Here is a 22750-nt window from a genome sequence, read left to right on the forward strand (position 1 = left end):
ATTCTATAGCTCGTTTGACAGAGCGATTGTCCCCCTTATATGATTATTGATACCAGCGCCTGTCATATATATAGAGACACAGGCTGCCATGGATCGGTACACTCGTACTGTTGTGAGAGGACACTCATGATCCGGCACAAAACAAGGAGGTAGTACACCATGCTGTCATTTTTCAAAAAAAACAAGACACAAAACATAGACATTCCTGCTCCTATTACAGGGAACGCAGTCGATCTGTCCAATGTACCGGACCCGGCTTTTGCCCAGAAAATGATGGGTCAGGGAATCGCTATTGAGCCATCCGAAGGCAAAGTATATGCTCCTTTCGATGGAAATGTAGCGCAAATGTTCAAAACCAAACATGCCCTCATGCTGGAACACAGCTCTGGTGTGCAGATGCTGATTCATGTTGGTGTTGATACCGTCTCCCTCAAGGGTGAAGGCTTCCAGGCGCATGTAGCTACAGGCGATCAGGTCAAAAAAGGCCAGCTGCTGCTGGAATTCGATATTGCCCAGATCCAGGCGGCAGGCTATCCGGTCATCACACCGGTTATTATTCCTGACGGTCAGGATGCACTTCAGGGTGTGGAAGAATACACTGGCAGTGTGACAGCTCCGCAGGACAAGGTACTGACTATCACCGTCTCCTGATCCTGTATAACGACTGAGCACCACTACAAATCAACGCAAGCAAAGAGCAAGTGCTGCTTCCTGATAAAGGCACACTTGCTCTTTTTGTATAACCAATTAGGTAGAACGATCCGCAGACTGGTTGATATCGATAGGAAGGAGGGATAGCTATGCCTGTCCATAACGATGGTACTGAAAAAAGGCAAGGCAGCCAAGCAGTCGATACAGAGATACTCACGCTGGGAATGGGCTGCTTTTGGGGACCCGAAGCGTTGTTTGGTCATCTGCCTGGTGTGCTGCATACCCGAACTGGTTACGCTGGCGGTACAACTCCAGCGCCTGTATACCGTCAGCTGGGAGACCATTCCGAGACAGTAGAGATCGAATTCGATCCATCCATTATTACACTGGAGCAGTTATTGGAGCTGTTCTGGAATCATCATAATCCCTCTGTAATCAACGGATACAAAGGACGACAGTACCAGTCGCTGCTATTTTACCGGAATGAACAGCAGCATCGTAAAATGAAGCAGATGCAACAGATGCAACAGATGCAACAGATGCAACAGATGCAACAGATGAAGCGGACGACAGCTAAGACTGATGAATTTTCTTTGCAAAAGGACAGGTCTTATACTGCTGATTCCGCAGAAGCCGGAAATGCTGAAACGATCGATCCTGCTGTCCTGGAGAGAAGAAGACTGACGGAAATCCAGCCTTATCAGGCATGGTATCTGGCTGAAGCAAGGCATCAGAAGTATTATTTGCAGCGTCAGCATCAGCTGATGGAGCGACTGTATGAGTTGTATCCGGATCAGAACGATTTATTTCATTCTACCCTTGCCGCCCGGCTGAATGGTTTTAGCCGAGGTCATATCACACTGGCACAAATTCGGCAGGAGATTCCTGACTGGCCCATATCCAAGACCATGCAGCAACGAATCGATCAATGGCTGACAGATCAGCAGAATGAACGATAAATATTCATTATCATTAATCAGCAGTAGCAGTAGCAGTAGCAGTAGCAGTAGCATTTAGTATAAAAAGTTCCAGGTGGTTTGAAATCACGATTCAGACAAGGTGAAAATAACAGCGGCTAAATTCGAAAAGGAATTTGGCCTTTTCTAATGTAAGCGTATTCATTATGAGGGTGAAGTTAGTACTCTTGTTATTTGAAGTTCAAAGCCAAGCCAATCAGGCGATTAGCCGTAGGTTGTAACTGGAAGCATGGCTTTGCCTTTTGGATATACAGCATAGTATTTATCCTGAACAGGATAATCAATATAATAGGATGAAAATAATTTATATAACTATTTATGATAAATAATATAACATAAAAGAACTATTTTTGAATTAATAATGGTATATCAGTCAAATATACTGACATAAAAATGCGAAAAAATGAAAAATAGTATTGTAATTGGCAAAAAGATCATCTATGATAAATCCAATTAAAAGTTATAACGCTTTAACTTTTGAAAAGGTAATAGCTTGCAGAAGTATGATTATCACCCATACAGAAAGAACGTAAAAAAGTAATCACAAGTGTTTTCTCCTGCTGTCCGTTAATTGTCTTTTATTTGCTTACTGTAAAGTATTAAATTGATCTTATCAAAGGAGGCTTACTGTTACACACGCAAAGGATGGATTTATCCTTTTTGGAAATAGCAGACCCTATACATCCAACTCTAAAGTTAAAGCGTTATAACTTTATTCAAATTTAGCAGTAGGGAAGTGATAAAATGCTGACTCGTGAGATGAGACGTGAGACGTTGTTGATGTACGCTTTTATATCTCCGTGGGTGATTGGCTTTGTGGTTTTTGCCCTGTTTCCGATTCTGGCCTCGCTCTATTACAGCTTCACTGATTATGACATTATTCATTCTCCTCAGTGGATCGGGCTGGGCAATTACAAGGAGATGTTCGCCGATGATCTGTACTGGAATTCGGTAATGGTCACGCTCAAGTATACCTTTATCAGTGTGCCACTTCAGCTGCTGCTGGCGATGGGCTTCGCGCTGCTGCTGAATCAGAAGCTGCCGTTCAAAGGCTTTTTCCGTACAGCGATGTACTTTCCGAGTATGGTATCGGGGGTAGCCATGTCCTTACTCTGGTACTGGGCGTTCAATCCACAGATTGGATTGTTCAACTACATGCTGTCCTGGTTCGGTGTCAAAGGACCTGCCTGGCTGATGGACCCAAACACAGCGCTCTATTCCCTTATTATTATGTCATTCTGGGGCGTGGGCGGTGCGATGATTATTTTTCTCGCTGGTCTGCAGGGGGTGCCGACGAGTCTGCTGGAAGCAGCAAGGCTGGATGGAGCGGGACGATTATCGATTTTCTGGCATGTGACGCTGCCGATGATCTCACCGGTTCTGTTATTTCAACTGATTCTTGGTGTTATTGAGTCGTTCCAAGTGTTTACACAGGCTTTTGTTATGACACATGGAGGACCCAACTATTCGACCTGGTTCTATGTATACGGTCTGTATACGAGTGCTTTCAAGGAGTACCGTGCAGGCTATTCCTCAGCGATGGCCTGGGTGCTGCTCATTGTCGTTCTCATCGTTACCTATATCATCATGAAGCTGTCGAATCGGTATGTATATTATGAAGGAGGGAAAAGCCGATGATTACGTCCAACCGAATGCAGGAATCGGGCGTATGGACAGCAGCTCGTTCACGGCGCAGAGTAGATCTGACGAGAATAGTCAGCTTTATCCTGTTGGTGATCATTACGCTGATCATGCTGATGCCGCTGGCTTTTATGGTAACGACTTCGTTCAAGTCCCAGCGGGAGACGATGCAGTATCCGCCGACCCTTTTCCCGGACAGTCTGCAGTTCAGTAATTATACGGAAATTTTCTCCCGGTTGCAGTTCGGTACGATGTATCAGAATAGTCTGATGATTGCTGTCATTACAGTTCTGGCTACGCTGTTATCTTCCTCCCTCGTTGCTTATGGATTTGCCCGTTTTCGTGGCAAGGGTCGCAATCTGATGTTTATGCTGCTGCTCAGTACGATGATGCTGCCGTATCCGGCGATTATGATTCCGCAGTTTGTATTGTTCAGCAAGCTGGGCTGGGTGGATACCTTTTTGCCTCTGATCGTGCCTGCCTTTTTCGGATCTGCGTATAACATCTTCTTACTGCGCCAATTTTTTGCGAATTTACCAGAGGAACTGTTCGATGCCGGACGGATGGACGGATGTACCGAGATCGGCATGTACTGGAAAATTGCGCTGCCGCTCTCCGGAGCCGCAATGGCGACAATCGCGATCTTTTCCTTCATTTATAGCTGGAACGATCTGCTGACACCTGTGCTCTATCTGAACTCTGCAGATAAATTCACACTGCCGGTCGGCATGGCTTCCCTAACCTCATCCAAATTCCGGGTCGCTCCGTGGCACCTACTAATGGTAGCCTCTGTGCTGGCGTTGCTCCCGATAGTTGTACTGTTTATCCTGGCCCAGAAGCGCTTTGTCGAAGGCATTGTGCTGACAGGTATCAAATAAAGGGGGAATGGTTCATGGTTAATATCAAAAGGAAATGGTATCAAAAAACGCTGACAGTCCTCAGTACCCTACTCGCTACTACAGTCATGCTGAGCGGCTGCGGGGGCGGTGGCAGCAGTGCAGGAGCCGATGGCGATGCAGTGACGATCACCTATTATACGATTGATTCGCCGGACCGTACCTTTGTCGAACAACTAATTCCGGACTTTGAGAAGCAGCATCCCAATATCAAGGTCAAAGTCGCAACCGCTCCCTACGAGCAGTTTGACAGCAAGCTGCAGACGATGATCGCGGGCGGCAATGCTCCGGATATCACCTCTCATTTTGGCTATGGAGGGTTTGCAGAGTATTACAACAAAGGCATGCTGCTGGATATGACCGACCTGCTCAAGGAATCCGGCTTTCAGGCAGACAAGTACAAGATTCCAAAGAACCTGATGGACATTTACCAGGTGGATGGTCATACGTACGGCATTCCTTTCAGCTCTTATGTGACGCTGCTGCTCTACAACAAGGATCTGTTCGATGCAGCAGGGGTAGCCTATCCACCGTCGGATTATAACGACAAGAGCTGGACGTTTGACAAAATGGTCGAAGACGCCAAAAAGCTGACTGTGATTTCGGACGATCCGAACAAGCAGCAATATGGCCTGCAGTTCGGATGGGGCGAGCTGGATAACCGTCCATTCTATTTTGGAGCCAAGATGTATTCCGATGATACGTGGACCAATGGTGGCGTACCGTCCGAATCCTATTTTGACTCCCCGGAATCTATTGCAGCGTACAAGAAAATTTTCGGGCTGGTATTCGATGACAAAGTCTCTCCACCTCCCGAATGGTCTGCCAGCGTAGCCGGACAGGGCGGCGATCCGTTTGTCACCGGTAAGGTGGCTATGTCGGTCGGCGGTTCCTGGAACCTGTCGGGTGCCAATGATTTTGGATTTAATGTAGGTGTGGCTGCTGTGCCTGCAGGCGGCAATGACAAGGTGCGCAGTACATTGTTTGTCGATCCGCTTTTTATTCTCAAGGATTCCAAGCATCCCAAAGAAGCACTGGCGTGGATTGAATATTTGCTGCAGACCGATATCCAGAAACAGTCGATTGAACTGAGCGGTGGTACACCTCCAGTGAACCAGGATGCAGCCGAAGAGTATTACTCTCATTTCCAGAGTATTGATCCCAAGGATCTGCGCAATGTATATGAAGGCGCTTATCAATATGGCTATGAATCTTTCAATCATCTGATTGTAAATTACTCCCAGATCAACGATATGATGATCAACGAAATGCAGCCGCTGCAAAATGGCACAGCACAGGTAGAGGATGTGATGCCGAAGGTTCAGCAAAAAATGGAAGAGATTCTCGCCCGTTCCAAAAAATAAAATTCTGTCATAAATACCTGCAATTGTAGTGGGTACTGTATTCCTTCCTGTATAATGAGCACAAAAACGGATGTCAGCTTTACTGCAGTGAAGGAAGCCATATTCAGTTCGCTGATACAGGAAAGACTGCATCAACTAGGAGAATACACAATGAAAGCCAGTATATTTGATGTTGCCAAACGTTCCGGTCTATCCGTCGTCACGGTCTCCCGTGTGCTGAACGGTGCGGATACCGTACGGGAGAAAAATCGCCAGAAAGTGCTGGACGCGATCAAAGAGCTTGATTATCGTCCCAGTGCAGCGGCACGCTCACTGGCTCGCGGCCGGACCGGAACAATCGGTCTGATCGTCACCACGCTGCACGATTCCTTTTTTGACTCGGTAGCCAAAGAGATTAATGATGCGCTTGCCCTGCAGGGATACTATCTGGCAATCTCGGTATCCAGTGGATTTGGTAATAAAGAGAGTCACTATCTGATTCAGGAAGATCGGGTAGATGGATTGATCCTGCTATCTCCACTCGAGGAAGACCGTTTTGTAGCCGAACTGAAAAAGCGCAATATTCCGTATGTATTGATCGACAATCAGCTGCAAGAGAACAATTCGGCTTCGATCAGTGTAGATAATTTTAGCGGAGGCTACGAAGCAACACGCCATCTGCTGGAGCTGGGTCACCGGGAGATTGCGCACCTGAGCGGTCAGGAAGTCTTCCTCAGTACCCGCGAGAGACGGCAAGGGTTCCTGTGGGCCATGAAAGAAGCGGGAATAGAACCTTTTGCAATGGAACAGGGTGTATATGGTGTGGAATTTGGCTATGAGACAGCACAGAGATGGCTGAAAAGCGGCAAGCTGCCAACAGCGCTATTCGCCGGGGATGATCATATGGCTATCGGATTTATCAACGCGCTTATGCGAGAAGGAATCCAGGTACCCAGAGACATGTCGGTGATCGGGTATGATGATCAGATGCTCGCTTCACAGCTGCATCCGCTGCTGACAACGATGCGTCAGCCTGCCGATCAGATCGGTCTGGCAGCTGTCGATATCCTGCTGCGCAAAATGGCGAATCAGAACAAGCGCATGAATGGAATCAAATTAAAACCGGAGCTGATTATACGACAATCGACTGCCGCTAGAGGTGAATAATGTGAACTATTACCTGGGTATTGATGCCGGTGGAACCAAGACACTGGCTTATGTCACCGACGAGTCTGGTCGTCTGCTCGGCCGCGGCCATGCGGGTAACGGCAATCATCAGATTGCCGGACAGCTGGCTGCAGACCATATCGGTCAGGCAGTCGATCAGGCGCTCAGGCAGGCTGGAATCGTGAGGGAGCAGCTGACGTTTAGCTGCTTTGGGTTGGCAGGAGCTGATCGGCAGGCCGATTATGATATCCTGCATCCGATGATTCGTGATCTTGGCTTTGTAGATTATGAAATTGTATGTGATACGATTATCGGCCTGCGTGCCGGCACCAATCGACCGTATGGTATATCGGTCATTTGCGGTACCGGCACCAACAGTGCTGGTGTCTCACCGGAAGGTGAGATTTTCCAGTGTGGTGGATTTGACTATATGTATGGAGATTTTGGAGGAGGGGGAATGCTCTGTACCGAGGTATTCCGTACGGTTATTCGTGCCTGGGATGGCAGGGAACAGCCTACTCTGTTGACTGGTTTGCTACTGGAAAAGCTCGGTTATCCGGATGTGTCTACGATGTTTAATGATTATCTGGATCATCAGCGGCAGGTCCCCCTTCAGGTAGCAGAGCTGTTATTTGTAGCAGCAGCGCAGGGCGATCAGGCGACACTGAATATTCTTGCTCATCAAGGGCGCGAGATCGGTCGATCGGTTACAGCGATTGTCCACCGGCTCGGTATGCAGCATGAGACTTTCGATGTAGTGATGGCAGGCAGTCTGCTGACCCGTGGAGACCGGGGCTGGATCAGCCCATGGATTGAACGGGCAATGCAGGAATGTGCTCCTTATGCTTCGCTGGTCCGACTGAATATGGAACCGGTAGTTGGGGCAGTCCTTCGAGCTATGGAACAGGCGGGCATCGTCGTTCATGATAGCGTATACAACCAGCTACGTGAACAGGGTAGCCTGTATCCGGTATCGGCAGAGACCATCGAACCCTAGAACAAATAACGACTCGAATGATGGGCAGATTATCCAGATTGATCCATGTGAATTTCCAGATTTGAACTATACGACAGGATGTGATTGAATATGCAAAATAAACTGAAAATTGCGGTGATCGGTGGAGGTTCCTCCTATACACCGGAGTTGGTGGAAGGATTTATCCGATATTACAGTGAGCTGCCGGTACAGGAGTTGTGGCTGGTCGATATTGAGCCAGGGCTGCACAAGCTGAATATTGTAGGCGAACTTGCCAAAAGAATGATATTGGCGTCGGGATTACCGATAGAAGTTCATCTAACAACAGACCGTAGAGCGGCAATCGAGGGCGCGGATTTTATCAGTACCCAGATGCGAGTGGGCATGCTGGATGCCCGGGCGCTGGATGAGAGTATTCCTCTGAAATATGGCGTTATCGGTCAGGAGACCACGGGACCAGGTGGCATGATGAAGGCGCTGCGTACGATTCCGGTACTATTGGATATTTGCCGGGATATTGAAGAGCTGGCACCAGACGCATGGCTGCTTAATTTTACCAATCCTGCCGGCATGGTAACCGAAGCGATTACCCGGCACAGCAAGGTACGCAGTGTCGGATTATGCAATGCACCGATCGGAATGATCAAATGGCTGACTTCCCAATATCAGGTCAGCCCGGATCGTGTATATGCCGAGTTTGTCGGACTGAATCATCTGCACTGGATCACCCGGATCGAGGTGGACGGTCAGGACAAACTAACCGAGCTGCTGGACAATCGACAGGAGTACGCGGCAGTCAATGTATCCCATCAGGATTGGGATGGAGATTTTCTGCACTCGCTTCGGTCACTTCCCTCTTATTATCTGAAATATTTCTATATGACTCCTGCGATGCTGGAAGATCAGATACAGGCGATGCAGGGCGAAGGAAGCCGCGCCGAAGTTGTGAAAAAGGTCGAAGAAGAATTATTCCAGCTGTACAGTGACCCGAATTTGCAGGAGAAGCCCAAACAGCTGGAACAGCGCGGAGGTGCTTATTATTCCGAAGCAGCTGTCAATCTGATGCGCTCTCTATATAATGGTACCGGCGACGTACAGACGCTGAATGTGCCCAATCGGGGGATTATCGATTTTCTGCCGGATGAAGCTTGTATCGAAGTGAACTGTGTGGTTACTGCGAACGGTCCACTGCCTGTTCAGCTCACGACGATTCCGCAGCATATCAAAGGACTGATCCACGCAGTGAAAACATATGAGCAGCTGACGATCGAAGCTGCGATTACAGGGGATCGGGACATTGCACTGCAAGCCATGGTGCATCATCCACTTGTTCCTTCAGTGGATATTGCCAAAGCACTTCTGCAAGAAATGCTGGAGGCCAACCGGCAGTACCTGCCTCAATTTTTCCAGAAAGAGACTCTTGCGGCAGATAAAGCGCTGGTCTAACAGCTCCCCAATTACATGCTCTGCCGTACACAAAAAAATAAAGGAGGAATCAGAAATATGCGACATCTTATCCGCAAAAGGAACATGGTAAGAGCACGTCTGACTCATCTCTCTCTTGTTTTGGCGATGGTTATTGCATCTATGGGGATGACCGGGATGCCAGGCACAATTCATGCTGCCGGAGAAAAGAAACCTTTTCCCCAGCAGGTGAATTATCCGGGGGTAATCAAGCCGAACCATATTACCCAGGCGCAGATGAACCGGGATGTATCCGGTTATTACGATTATTGGAAATCAACCTATCTAAAGCATGATCTGTCTTCGCTACCAGGCGGCTATTACGTACGGGGTGATATTACTGGTGATGCGGAAGGGTTTGAACCGCTGGGTACTTCGGAAGGGCAGGGCTATGGTATGGTTATTACCGTACTGATGGCTGGTCATGATACGAATGCACGCACGATCTACGATGGTTTATTCAAAACGGTCAGAGCCTACCACAGCAGTGGCAATCCTGCGCTAATGGGCTGGGTAGTAGCAGATGATCCTGGAGCTCAGGGCCACTTTGGTTCTGCAACCGATGGTGATCTGGATATTGCCTACTCACTGATTTTGGCAGATCGGCAGTGGGGCTCCAGCGGTGCGATCAATTATCTCGCCGAAGCCAAAAAGATGATCAGCGCGATCAAGTCCAGTTACATTACGAACAATAATGGCATCAATCTCGGTGACTGGGATTCCAAGTCCAGTTATGATACCCGTCCTTCCGACTGGATGCTCAGTCATCTGCGTGCTTATTATGATGTCACTGGCGACCAGACCTGGCTGAATGTCATTAATAATCTGTACAACAAATATGCCCAATTCAGTGCTGCCTATTCGCCAACGACCGGTCTGATCTCCGACTTTGTCGTTGGTAATCCGCCGAAGCCTGCGCCAGAATGGTTCCTGGACGAGTTCAAGGAGACCAATGAATACAATTACAATTCTTCCCGCGTACCCCTGCGAATCGTGATGGATTATGCACTCTATGGTGACACACGCGGCAAGAATATCGCGAGCAAAATGGCAACATGGATTCAAAAGAAAACCGGCGGTAATCCGGATAATATCAAGGATGGCTACCAGTTAAACGGTAACGATCGAGGCAGTTATGCGACCGCTGTATTTGTTGCCCCATTTATCTCGGCAGGGGTGACCGACAGCAGCAATCAAGCCTGGGTCAACAAAGGTTGGGGCTGGATGGTCACGCACAAGGAAAGTTATTTCAGTGATTCGTATAATATGCTGAACCTGCTGTTTATTTCCGGTAATTGGTGGAAGCCGTAACGGCTGGGCAGTATATAAATGCAGCGCAGCAATGAAGGCAAATAGTATCTGCTGCAGTACACTTATAATGAATATATTCAGACCAAAAACGCCGTTTTCCCAAAAGAAAGCGGCGTTTTTGGTCTGAATAACATTTAGCGGATCTATTTATTTAATCATATGATTTTGTTTAAATGTACATCTCTAATCAATACATACGCAGCCGTATGCTATAGTAAATAGAGATATGAAATAAACAGCGAGCGATTATAAAGGATAGGAGACCATCAATGAAGCTACTTACACTGAACACCCATGCTTGGCACGAAGAGAATCAGCTGGAGAAAATTGGCCAATTGGCGGATTTTATCAATGAGCAGCAGTTTGATGTGATTGCGATGCAGGAAGTCAATCAGCTGGCAGCCGAGGAGATCGTATCTCCGTCGGAATTGGGGCGCTATTATGAGGCCGATCCAGAAACGGTAATCCGCCAAAATAATTATGCATACGTACTGCTCCAGCAGCTGGAATATGATTATTACTGGACATGGATTCCTGTGCATTCCGCTTCCCGCAAAACACTGGATGAGGGACTGGCGATTCTGTCCAAAACACCACTGACTGCTCATATGCATGGACATGTGTCCCAGCTGCTGGACTATGACAATTCCAAGACACGCAAAATACTGGCAGTAGAGACCGAACATTCAGGGCAGCCAGTCTGGCTAGTCAACGGACATTTTGGTTGGTGGAATGATGAACTGGAGCCATTCCGTCAACAGTGGGATGAAGCCGAGAAGCTGCTTGAACCGTATCAGAAGCAGCTGATGTTCTTCCTGGGTGACTTCAACAATGTAGCCGAGATTCGCGGCGAAGGGTACGACTATATGATGAAGCAGATCTGGCAGGATACGTACACAGCTGCAGCGGTCAAAGACGCCGGTCATACCGTCGTCAAATCGATTGCCGGCTGGGAAGGTAATGCGCATAATCTGCGGATCGATTATATCTACGCCAATCGCCCGGTGCAGGTACAATCTTCCCAGGTAGCGCTAAATGGTGAGAATGGTGCAGTCGTGTCAGATCATTTTGGCGTAATGGCTGTAGTGGATATTTAATACTGCATAACGTTCTTAATCGAACTGCATGCATGAAAATCACAAAAAAGCGTGACCTGTTCTCCTGGACAGATCACGCTTTTTATGCTCTTTAACCTTGTAAATGTGCAGCCTACACTTCAGCCCATTCCCGCCGCAGACTGAACAGACTTTGCAGCTCGTCGTTGGACAGCTCGGTGATCCAGCCTTCCGAAGTGGAGATGATGTTGTTACTGAGCTGCTGTTTGCTTTCCAGCATCTCGTCGATGCGTTCTTCCAACGTACCGAGCGAAATGAATTTGTGTACCTGTACATCCCGGGTCTGCCCCATCCGGTAAGCCCGGTCAGTCGCCTGGTTCTCGACAGCCGGATTCCACCAGCGGTCGACGTGGAAGACATGATTGGCTGCCGTCAGATTGAGACCGACGCCGCCAGCCTTCAGGGACAGTATGAAAATATTGGGCTCGCCCGGAGACTGGAACTGCTCGATCATCCGGTCACGCGCTGTTTTGGACGTGCTGCCATTTAGATACAGGACCTGCTCATTCAGATCTTCACTGAGCACACGCTGAATGATCTGTCCCATCCCGATATACTGGGTGAAAATCAGACACTTCTCATCTTTGGAACGAAGCTCGCGTACCATTTCCAGCAGCCGTTCCATTTTGGCAGAGCGGCTGACCAGTGCTTCCAGATCCTCTGGTACATCCTGTATTTCGGTTTCTTCCGGATCAGGAGTCTGGGCACGGGTATGCAGCAATGCCGGATGGTCACAGATCTGCTTGAGCTGGGTCAGTGCAGACAGGATGGCTCCTTTGCGCTTCATCCCTTCCAGATCGTTCATATGCTGCATGAGCTGGTTAACAGCCTGATCATACATAACCCCTTGCTCCGGCGTCAGATTAATGTAGGTTTTCATTTCATTTTTCTCGGGCAAATTAAGCTGTATATTCGGATCTTTCTTCGTCCGGCGCAGCATGAACGGTTTGACCAGCTTTTGCAAATCGAGCGTACGCTGCTCGTCCTGCTCTTTTTCGATCGCCTGGGCGAACCGGTCCTGGAATCCTTTCATACTGCCCAGATAACCGGGCGTGATAAAGTCATAGATCGACCACAGCTCAGCCAAGCGATTCTCGATCGGCGTACCGGTCAGCGCGACGCGATGGAGAGCCGACAGGCTGCGTACCGTCTGGGACTGGCGGGTCTGGGCATTTTTGATATTTTGCGCTTCATCCAGACAGATTGTTGCCCATGTGACTTCCTGCAGCAACTCCTGATCGAGCGATGCGGTCGCGTATGAAGTAAGGATGACATCATGATCGCTGACCAATTGGTGAAAAGCCTCGCCGGATAATCGCTTGCTGCCATAATGCAGTGCTACCTTGAGCGAAGGCGCAAAGCGCAGGATTTCCTTTTGCCAGTTGCCAAGAACAGATGTCGGGCAGACGACCAATGAGGTCGGATTGGATACCGCCGGACTGACCTGCAGCATTGCTGCAGCTGCCTTGTCCGCATGTTCGTTCAGCTTCTGGTCATCCGTTGTGGTTGATCGGGCACTACCTGCTTGGGGAGCTGTATCCTGATGATCCATACTGCCAGGCAGTACATCCGCTGCTGCTGCCAACTGCGTATGCTGCATGTCTTCCTCTGCCGTTTCCAGGAGCAGACGGGACAGTCGCAGCGTTTCCGAAGCTGCATCTTCCTTGATATGAAGCAGATAGGTAATGAGCTGGATCGTTTTTCCGAGTCCCATGTCATCGGCCAGACAGGCACCGAGTCCAAATCGGCGCAAGAAGGATAGCCAGGAGAAGCCTTCCTGCTGATACGGACGCAGCTGGGCATTCAGACTGGCAGGAACCGGGATAAGCGGCATATCATTTTGCTGGCTGATCTGGCTGATCAGTCCGGCGAGATGCTCATTCAGCTCTACTTCAATCTCAATCCGCTGATTTTCCTCTTCTTCCGCTTCGTTTTCTTCTTCTTTGGCAGCACGGCTTTGTCGCATCAGATGCAGCTGTAACACATCCTGAAAAGAAAGCCCGCGTCGCCGGTCAATCCCGTTCATTGCGCGGCGAATCTGTTCCAACAGCTCCGGATCGAGCACAATCCACTGTCCGCGGAACAGGGCAAGTCGTTCCTGCTTTTCTGCGAGTTCAGCGAATTCTTCTTCGGTCAGCTCGGTCTCTCCAATCGATACCCGCCAGTCAAAGTCAATCAGTGCATCCAGTCCAAAGAAGGACTTGCCGGTGCGTTTTTCCTCTTCTTCGCTGACTTTGGCTTTGAGCTTCGGCCGCTTGCGGCGGGCCGCTTCCCACCAAGCTGGTAGCAGGACGAGCCAGCCGGATTGCAGTAGTCGATTGCTGTACTGGGACAGAAATTTCCATGCCTGCTCGTTGTTCAGCGTCCGGCCGATCATATCCTGTTCCGTAGCAAATTGGGTCACCGGCAGAACCGCGCGCAGCTGCTCCCGCCATCCGGCTGAGCGATCGCGTACATGATGCTCCCAACCGTCTGGCCAATCTCCTTCTGCATAGCCGTTCATTTCCAGCCGTACAGGTACCAGATGGGTCTCATCCGCTTTGTCCTGGAGCACCAGCCGCAGCCGCCATCCGCTGTTGGTATCTTCCGGTTCCAGCAGCTGCAGCGCCGGTCGGAAAGGAGCCATATCGCTTTTCCAGCCAATCGAGACAAGCCAGGTATTCTCATCCAGACCTGCGGTACTATTGTTACGGTCAAATAACTGCGGATATTCCCGGCGCAGATCCGCAGCTTCGGCTTCATCATTGTAGTAACGTTCGGATACCGCCGCCGAGTAAGCAGCCTGTAGTCCCTGCAGGAAGTCGCTGTCTGCTTCTTTCAGGAGGGCCTGTACTTCGGCTTTTTGCCGTTTGCGCCCGGCCGCTTTGATTACTTCTTCCGTATCCCATTTCCATTGCAGCTTGCCTCTACGATAGGCAGTCAGGCTGGGCATATATTTTTTGTTGTCCAGACTGGACAGTAGATAGGGAGCCAGCAGATGCAGCTGGGCGGCTTCACCTTCCCATTTCCAGTTCACATGATGCAGCAGCTTTTGATCGGCAAAAAAAGAAATTACCTGCTCTGCAGGCAGAATGATCAATTCTACCTCCGGTGTCTGCTCCACTTGCAGCTCTGTTCCATAAAAGGAAGGCTCATGCCAGGCAAATAGCAAATGCTTGAGATAGATCGCCGGGACGAATCCATAGGCTTCCTTGGAACCGTAAATCAGGGCATCGCCGTATTCGCTGATCCCTGCCTGAATCGTGATGTTTTGCAAATAGTGGCTCATGGAATCAGTTTTCCTTTCCGTAATTCTTCCTGAAGAGCGCGCAGACGGCTGTGTCGTCCGGTGAACTGCTCTATGAACTGTTCCCAGCGCTCTTCCTGTTTGAGTTTTTTATATAGTTTGGACAGACGTTTGAGTAGCCGTACGGCTGCTTTGTAGCCATCCCTGTTTTTGTGGGCCATATGACGCTCCACTGCTTGATGGTAAAAGGGAAGCAGCATCTCCGGTGCATTCATTTCCAGCGGTTTGAGCTCGGTCACTTTGTAACTGGCCGGATCTTTGCCGGAAGAGAGCTGATAATCCATCCACTGCTGCCATTTTCCATATTCCAATAATTTATCTTCATACAAACGTCCACCCAGCGGCAGCAGACTCTCCAGTGTAGTCCACATCTGTGCCTGCGCTTCCGGCTGATGACGGATTGCCTGTTCCCAGTGCTCGCCATAGCCTTGCAGATCCGAATACTGTCGGCGCAAAATGGGAGCGAGCTCCACGAGCCATCTTACCATCCGCGTCCACTGTTCTTTTTGCTCCAGCTGGGTCAGTATGTCCGGTAATCTTTCTGGGTAAAAGTCATGCCGCTCTGCGGCTGCATGCAGAATCTCCAGTGCCTGATCGTCCTGTTCCAACAGAAAGTCAATATAGCTTTGCGCAAGTAGAAGGGAAGCATAGGCAAAGGAATTGCCGGGTCTGCGTATGCCCGGCTGCAGCTCCTCCTCGGGTATTGCTTGCTGCAGCGCCATCGGTTCATCGCGCAGCAGCTGCTGTCCACGTTCCAGCGGGAGAATCCAGCTGTGCCAGAATGCATAATAACAGGACAGCAGGGCATAGGAATCTCTTACTTCAGCCAACATGTCTTGCCGGATATAGGCCAGCATATCGGTGAGCAGCTGCCATTCCTGTTCATTTTGCAAAGCAGGAAGAGACTGACTGAGCTCCAGGTTCAGCAGATTTTGCATCTCTGTTACAGCCATTCGGGTATGATATCCGAGCGAGAGAGGACTAGAGCCGGTGATTTTGTGGGTAGGCTGCATCACATGGTTATAGATCAACAGCAGTGCATTCAGCCGATAAATTATTTGTGCAGCCGGAGTCAGTCGGGGCTGATGATGCATCAGCATCTCCAGTGCCTGCTCGGTATATTGTACATTTCGGATACTGCCTTCCAGCGGAGCCAGCTGTTCGTTCATCTGCTGCTGCCAGGCAGGTATGGAATAGTTGGAAGGGTGCATATCTGCATCCATATACGTTTTATCTTTAGGTTCCATAAGTTTCAGTTCTCCTGCTATCAAGTCAGAATTGGTATCCCCTTATTATATCATTGGGAGGGCATCGAAATCGGCAAGATTCGATAAAAATATGAAATTACATCCCGTGAAACAGGCATATCCGATTGGTGTATAGCACGGATTGCCCTTTTTGGAAGAGAATAGGCTGGGTCTATTGTGATCCAATATAAAAAAATGCCGTAAACAGGCGCTATTCTCTTCATATTTGCGGTTTCAACCGATATATAAGGTAATGAACAAACAACACGGCATGATAGAGATTCAGCAGGATGTGCAATAGCGTTGCTATTTTCCTGTTTGCTATCTTATCTCATCCGAAAGGAGGACAACCTATGGATTTTCACCAGTCACTGCTTTCTAGCCTGAACGATCAGTCCCAGTTGCGTACACTGATTGATTTAATTCCCGAATTTATCGTATTAAAAGACGGTGATGGACGCTGGCTTGTATGCAACAAACTCGTTATGGATATGTATGGTCTGGAACTGGAAGATTATTTGTACCATACTGATCTGGAGATTGCGGCTTATCGGCCACATTATACGACGCTGTTTGAATATAATTACAAGACCGATGAACAGGCCTGGGAAAAGGGCTCTCCGCTGCTGGTCGAAAAATCATTTGTTGCTCCTGACGGTATTCACCGCACATGGGAAGTAATGAAAACGCCGATTTTTGACGAATACGGAGACCGCCATCGACTGGTCATTGTAAGCCGGGATGTAACCGAGCGCAAAAGAGCGGAAGAAGCACTACTCGCCAGCCAGGAGCAGTACAGGCTTATTGCCGAAAATATGTCAGACGTAATAACGATGATGACACCTGAACGGAAGCTTCAATATGTATCTCCTTCATTAGAGACGATGCTGGGTTACTCGCCCGAAGAATTCCGTGAAATGGAACGTTTCTCCCTGCTGCATCCTGACGATGTAGAGCATTTTATGGATGCTTTTGAACAGACGTTGGCTAATCACGCAGTCGGTTTCAAAGACGAATGCAGATACCAGCATGCGGAAGGTCATTATCTATGGTTCGAAATGAATATGACTTACGTAGTCCGCAGTGGCAGTGATACCGACTATATACTCATTGTCTCCCGTAATATCATGGAGCGCAAAAACCATGAGCAGCAACTGCGTTCACTCGCTTATATGGACCCGCTCACCGGCGTTCCCAATCGTCGCTATCTGATGAATCAGATGACTCAGGATATGCAGACCGCGATAGATAATGACACACTTCTTGGAGTACTGTATCTGGATATTGATCGATTCAAGGAAGTGAATGACACGCTGGGACACGATGCCGGCGATGAATTGCTGGTACAGATGGTCAAGCGGATATCCGGAGAACTGGGTCCCTTGGACACGATTGCCCGAATTGGCGGCGATGAATTTGTTATTATTTTACCGCTGATCACCACTCATAAACGTATTTCCGAAATAGCTGAACGGATATGCAGTCATCTCCAGCACCCTTGGAATCTTCAATCGCAATCGGTCATAACCGGGTCCTCTATCGGAGTATCCGTCTATCCGCATGATGGAATAGAGGCGGAACAACTGCTGAATTATGCAGATCAGGCTTTGTATACAGCCAAACGTCGCGGCCGGTCGCAAGTATGTTTTTACAAAGAACATGAATAAATAAAAAGGGCCGTCAGCTTATATTACGCTGGCGGTTTGTTATTGTAGTCCTGCATACTCCAATTTACAGCAGCATCAGAATGACCAGCATGATCAGTAGCAGCATAATGAATCCCAGCGCAGCTACGACAAACCAGATCAGTACGCCGGTGGATTCAAAGCTTCCATTATTGATCCCTTGTCTTTTGCGAAAATAGCTGCGTGTCGCCAGTCCAAACACACAACCGCCCATCAGCACTGCAGCGATTCCGCCGACCGAAGCGATCAGATGACCCGTATGCGCGAACATCTCTGATCGAAAGGTAAGCCCTGGCGCCAGAAAGCCAATCCCCAGAATAGCGAGACTGGTGCGAATCCATGCGAGATAAGTCCGTTCATTTGCAAGATGCTGTTGAGTATATTTTGATTCGTTTACCGGTTCGGTATGAGGTGAATCCGACATCGTCATCTCTCCTTATTTTAGACATAGCAGCGTGTTATTAGCACAGATAGTCTCTGCCGATGCTGTATACTTATTTATAGATAAGATTAACCGCAAAATGAATAAGCGCTGCAATCTACTTATAGAGGCTCAAGTAATTACCATGCGTTTCTATCTCCGCACATAAGGGGGAGAACAGCCGAATACATAAAACATTTTGTCCCGTAAATATGAATTATGTGATAGCATAAAAAGACAAAATCAGACATTTGGTATACAGCTATAATGTAAACGCTATCAATATAAATGAGTATAGACTGGGCTGCTACATCGTGAAGATTGCAGTCGTAGAGATATAGCCTGCTGCGAATAAAAGAACCATTTCCGGCATGCTCACAATTAACTTAAAACTGAGGCATCTGGTGATATAGGGAGTGTCTGAATGAAAGAATTATGCAAAATATTGATTGTAGATGATGAAGTGCTGGTTCGTCAGGGAATCAAGCATTATCTGGTGTGGGAACAATATGGATTTCAGATCATCGGTGAAGCATCCAATGGCCGGGAAGCGCTGGATCTGATCGATGAGCTTCAGCCTCATATCGTCATTACCGATATCGTAATGCCAGTTATGGATGGCGAAGAATTCACCCGAATCGTCAAGCAAAACTATCCCCAGATTGAAGTGATCGTGCTCAGCAGTTATGGAGAGTTCAGCTATGTGCGTTCAACTTTTCAGAGCGGCGTAGCAGATTATATTCTCAAGCCCAAGCTGGAGACACAGGAGCTGCTGCAGGTACTGCAAAATACTGCGCGGCGCATTCCTTCTCTTGCTTATGATGAAACATCCGGGGATGAGCAGATAACGGTCGATCATATTATGGAGAAACTGATTGCAGGTTATGAGATGGATTATGATCCGGAGATGGTGGCCGTTCATTTTCCATATGGGGAATATATACTGGTGGGAATTCAGCCTCACCAGCTACGTGCATCTGGTGGGGATCTTACCCTTCAGCAGAAAAGCAGCTACGTATCGGCGATTAGCAGCCGATTGGCAGAGTCCATAGAATCTGCTAGTGTGCCAGTCAGTTTCCGCCCGGTAGCTGCAGATCCCCAGCTGATTGTTTTTCTTTTAAATATGAACAGAGATGATGAGGCAGCTGTCATTGCACGGATACGCGAGCTTGCTTATGCAGGATCGGCAGAGGATCAGCAGACCTTATGGGCAATGAGCGAAGAATTTGCACGTATCGATCAATTGGGAGTCATCTACCAGCAAATGCTCAAACTGCTGGAATATCATTTTTATTTCCCTGATCGCCCATTCATGATAGAGGCAGAACTTGGTGAGCCGGCACATGTGCCGGGAGCGTTTAATCTGAAGCAGTTTGCCGAGGAAATGCGGCGCGAGAACTTTGATTCTGCTTTTACCGAGCTGGATACGTATGTCCATGCAATGGCAGGCAATTATCGGGCGACTCCTTTTGAGCTGAAGTCCTTTCTCGGCAATATCATTTTTAACATTATTACGCTACTGGGGAACCAGGATTATGATGTTCGGCAGCTGGATGAAGAAAAGTATGATTATTTTAGAGAAATCAATGATGCGGTTCATGTGCAGGACACCATAGCCGTACTGAACGAATTCCTGAGCAGGATTCATCTGCAGATCCAATCCCGTTCTTCCCAGAACGGTAGTACCAATATGAAGATGCTGCTGGAATATATAGAAGAACACTATGCCGAACCGCTGAGCCTGACTGGACTGGGGCAGCACTTTCATTTCAATCCATCCTATCTGTCCAGCTACTTCACGACACATAACAAGGAAGGATTCAGTGAGCACCTTAACAAGATCCGGGTGGAAAAGGCAGCCGAGATGCTGCGCACGGATCTGTACTCTATTTCCGAGATCAGCGGCAAGGTAGGGTATTCGGATCACAGCTACTTTACCAAAGTATTCAAAAAGTGGACCGGTCTATCGCCCAGTCAATACCGAAGACAGCATGTACGCGGCTAATTTGCCGTTTTGTATTTATAGAAGTTAGACATGTATGTGTTAGGACATCCCTGTGTTTTTACTGCAGGGATGTTGCTGGTTCATCATCCTTTTAGTTCATACATACTCAGCTGTCAGGCTGTTGTATGCTGATTTTAAGCAGGCGCCGGTCAGTCCGATCTCTTTATAACCCGAACAGAAAATGAGTGTGAAGTCCGATGAATTGGAAGAAGCATGCGCTCCGGTTTGAGCAGCAGGGTTTATTTTTTAAATTGTTCATTGTAATGGTTGTCAGTATTATCGCCGTCTGTCTGCTGACCTCACTAGTGACCATACGCATGTCAGAAAGGCTATTTACCGAGACATTCAGCATTACCAATTCCAAAGTGCTGAATCAGATCAAGAGCAGCATGGAATCTTTTAATGACTCTATTGTAAATGGAGTGAGTCACGCTTCCCAGAACGGTACGGTCAAAGATTATCTGACCAACGGCGAGAGTGATTCGATTACAATGTCCAGTTCCTACTTTGATATGGGTCAGCAGATGAAGCAGATCAAGTCGAATGTGGATGCTTATGATGTAGGTATTATTGTCAGCGGAGTGAATGGACGCAGCTATTCGTCAGACTGGTCATACTGGCCGGTCAATCCGGGACAGCTCGCCAAAAGCAAACTCACCGAACGTACCATAGCCGAACCGAAGCGTCTCATGTATCAATATGATGAAGAATCGGCTCGGTCCGGCGTGCTCAAAGACAAATATATCGTAGCTTCCAAAGCCTTAATGGAGCGTACCAGCGGTTTCCTGTACGGTACAATCTATATCGCCATCAAAGAGCAGGAATTCAAACGCTTCTATAGTAACTTTACGAGTACCGGCAGTGATGTGCTTATTCTGGATGCCAATGGACGTATTATTTCCAGTAACCAGGAACAGCTGATCGGCAGTTTCTCGCCGGACCTGCTGGGATATGCCAAAGAAATTAACGAGAAGCAGCTAAGCTATACCAATGCAGATGTTATGGGCAAAAATCATATTATCCTGTCCAACTATATCCCGTCCTATAATATCTACCTGGTCAATATGATCGATCGCGAATATGCGGTAGGACAGATTGTAAATGTGCGCGATATTGCGCTGATTTGTATCGGTATCGTAATGGCGGCACTACTGACCGTTTTCCTGATCTCCAGAAGACTAACTCAGTCCCTGACTCGGCTGGTGCGTCAGATGTCGACTATCACGGAAAAAGACTTCGGTAATTACGTGCATGTGACCGGTAGTTATGAAGTGCAGGAGTTGAGCCGTGCTTTTAATTATATGCTGGATGAATTGAATGATTACATTGCGCGTTTGCTTCAGACGCAGAAGGAACAGCGTAATGCAGAGCTGGCTGCTCTACAGCGGCAAATCAATCCCCATTTCCTGTACAATACGCTAGCTTCGATCAAAATGCTGGTGCAAAAAGGCAATAAGGATACCGCCGCAGAGACAATTAATGCCCTGATCTCGCTGCTCCAGAATACAATCAGCAATGTGAGCGAGACCATCACGATTGAGCAAGAACTCAATAATATGAAAAATTATGTATTTATCAACCATGTACGCTATGGCAACAAAGTTCAGGTCAATTATTTCGTTTCGCCGGACTGTATGGAATATCATGTGCCCAAGCTCATCATTCAGCCTTTTATCGAGAACGCCTTTTTCCATGCTTTTAATGAAAAAGGTGCAGGTGTGATCTACATTCTAGTTTCCAAGTTGGAAGATACGCTGGTCTGCGAAGTCGTCGATAATGGAGACGGCATGGATGGCCTGGAGCAGGGCGAGCAAAGCGTACTACCCAATCCCAAAAGCAAACGCCAGCTATTTACCGGTATTGGTATCCAGAATGTACATCACCGCATCACCCTTCTATATGGTGAGCAATACGGCGTAACCATCTCCAGTAAAAAAGGAGAAGGAACCAAAGTCAAAATCACCCTGCCCCTGATTGTCGAGCAGCAGGAACATACTATAGAAGATAACAGTTATATGAAATAAAGAGCCAACCAAGGAATAAAGAGTCATAGACCAGCATGACAGTTAATGATTAACGAAACCCCACTAAAAGGATAACGTCAAAGGAATAAGCTCTAAAACAGCAGAACAGCAACTATAGAAAAAAGTACACATTGGGATATATGAAGATCGAATATGCCAAAAGAATTAATGCTTAGAAAGATATGTTTGGAAATAAAGCTATCTATAGAAATAATAGATAGAGCTCCATTATAAAAATAGTAATACTACAGCCACCTCGTTTTGAAGATAAACAAGGTAGCTGTTATTATATAGCGTATCTTTAATAGAGGTCATTGAGTGCTGGTGATTAGCTGTCTGAAAATAATCTTATAATTACTATTAGTATCCATTAAGAGATCTGTACCTGCTAATGGATCCAGCTCCAATACCATAATCCAAAGCAGGACAATTACAGAGATAAAGCAGAGTACCCTGAAGATATAAACGATCGATAAATTTAATTCGAAAAAGGGGTTGCATCTAAATTGCTGGCATGCTATACTCTAATTCCGGCCAAGAA

General features: G+C 47.8%; 16 protein-coding genes. 13 read left to right on the top strand and 3 right to left on the bottom strand.

Features of this window, described 5'->3' with window-relative positions:
- Positions 1-159 precede the first annotated feature (159 nt).
- The 10 genes from H065_RS0120325 to H065_RS0120370 all read left to right on the top strand — a co-directional run bounded on the left by H065_RS0120325 (position 160) and on the right by H065_RS0120370 (position 11523).
- Positions 160-651, top strand: coding sequence for a PTS sugar transporter subunit IIA (locus H065_RS0120325; RefSeq protein ID WP_017814927.1), 492 nt, complete (start codon positions 160-162; stop codon positions 649-651).
- Positions 652-800: 149 nt separating this feature from the next.
- On the top strand, positions 801-1610 hold the full coding sequence (locus tag H065_RS27180; protein WP_017814928.1) for a peptide-methionine (S)-S-oxide reductase MsrA: 810 nt from the start codon (positions 801-803) through the stop codon (positions 1608-1610).
- Positions 1611-2372: 762 nt separating this feature from the next.
- Positions 2373-3266, top strand: a complete 894-nt coding sequence (locus H065_RS0120335; protein ID WP_017814929.1) for a carbohydrate ABC transporter permease — start codon at positions 2373-2375, stop codon at positions 3264-3266.
- Positions 3263-4147: a carbohydrate ABC transporter permease gene (locus H065_RS0120340; protein WP_017814930.1), complete on the top strand. Its 885-nt coding sequence runs from the start codon at positions 3263-3265 to the stop codon at positions 4145-4147. Before H065_RS0120335 ends, H065_RS0120340 begins: the two co-directional genes overlap by 4 nt.
- 14 nt (positions 4148-4161) lie before the next feature.
- The gene (locus tag H065_RS0120345) at positions 4162-5529 is read left to right on the top strand and encodes an ABC transporter substrate-binding protein (protein WP_017814931.1); all 1368 of its coding nucleotides are present in this window, start codon (positions 4162-4164) and stop codon (positions 5527-5529) included.
- Positions 5530-5679: 150 nt separating this feature from the next.
- Positions 5680-6675: a LacI family DNA-binding transcriptional regulator gene (locus H065_RS0120350; protein ID WP_017814932.1), complete on the top strand. Its 996-nt coding sequence runs from the start codon at positions 5680-5682 to the stop codon at positions 6673-6675.
- A gap of 1 nt (position 6676) precedes the next feature.
- A complete protein-coding gene (locus tag H065_RS0120355; RefSeq protein WP_017814933.1) occupies positions 6677-7672 on the top strand; it encodes an N-acetylglucosamine kinase in 996 nt (331 codons plus the stop codon).
- 90 nt (positions 7673-7762) lie between these two features.
- Positions 7763-9097, top strand: a complete 1335-nt coding sequence (locus H065_RS0120360; protein ID WP_017814934.1) for a 6-phospho-beta-glucosidase — start codon at positions 7763-7765, stop codon at positions 9095-9097.
- Positions 9098-9154: 57 nt separating this feature from the next.
- A complete protein-coding gene (locus tag H065_RS0120365; protein WP_017814935.1) occupies positions 9155-10426 on the top strand; it encodes a family 8 glycosyl hydrolase in 1272 nt (423 codons plus the stop codon).
- A 269-nt stretch (positions 10427-10695) separates the two neighbouring features.
- Positions 10696-11523 (top strand): endonuclease/exonuclease/phosphatase family protein, encoded by an 828-nt coding sequence (locus tag H065_RS0120370; protein WP_017814936.1) that lies wholly within the window; start codon positions 10696-10698, stop codon positions 11521-11523.
- Between the two features lie 112 nt (positions 11524-11635).
- Here H065_RS0120370 and H065_RS0120375 read toward each other — a convergent pair whose 3' ends face one another.
- Positions 11636-14809 (bottom strand): DEAD/DEAH box helicase, encoded by a 3174-nt coding sequence (locus H065_RS0120375; RefSeq protein ID WP_017814937.1) that lies wholly within the window; start codon positions 14807-14809, stop codon positions 11636-11638.
- Complete coding sequence (locus H065_RS26480; RefSeq protein WP_017814938.1) at positions 14806-16074, bottom strand: hypothetical protein; 1269 nt, start codon at positions 16072-16074, stop codon at positions 14806-14808. Before H065_RS26480 ends, H065_RS0120375 begins: the two co-directional genes overlap by 4 nt.
- 353 nt (positions 16075-16427) lie before the next feature.
- Here H065_RS26480 and H065_RS0120385 point away from each other — a divergent pair, with 353 nt between their 5' ends.
- Positions 16428-17741, top strand: a complete 1314-nt coding sequence (locus H065_RS0120385; RefSeq protein ID WP_017814939.1) for a diguanylate cyclase domain-containing protein — start codon at positions 16428-16430, stop codon at positions 17739-17741.
- Between the two features lie 64 nt (positions 17742-17805).
- On the opposite strand, the gene H065_RS0120390 is transcribed toward H065_RS0120385, so the two are convergent.
- Positions 17806-18183: a YidH family protein gene (locus tag H065_RS0120390; RefSeq protein WP_017814940.1), complete on the bottom strand. Its 378-nt coding sequence runs from the start codon at positions 18181-18183 to the stop codon at positions 17806-17808.
- A 421-nt stretch (positions 18184-18604) separates the two neighbouring features.
- On the opposite strand from H065_RS0120390, the gene H065_RS0120395 reads away from it, so the two are divergent.
- Together H065_RS0120395 and H065_RS0120400 are read left to right on the top strand one after the other, a co-directional pair.
- Positions 18605-20185 (top strand): response regulator transcription factor, encoded by a 1581-nt coding sequence (locus H065_RS0120395; RefSeq protein WP_017814941.1) that lies wholly within the window; start codon positions 18605-18607, stop codon positions 20183-20185.
- Positions 20186-20382: 197 nt separating this feature from the next.
- On the top strand, positions 20383-22209 hold the full coding sequence (locus H065_RS0120400) for a sensor histidine kinase (protein WP_017814942.1): 1827 nt from the start codon (positions 20383-20385) through the stop codon (positions 22207-22209).
- Positions 22210-22750 lie beyond the last annotated feature (541 nt).

Origin of the sequence: Paenibacillus shenyangensis (assembly GCF_000346635.1) — a bacterium.
GTDB classification, from domain to species: domain Bacteria; phylum Bacillota; class Bacilli; order Paenibacillales; family Paenibacillaceae; genus Saccharibacillus; species Saccharibacillus dauci.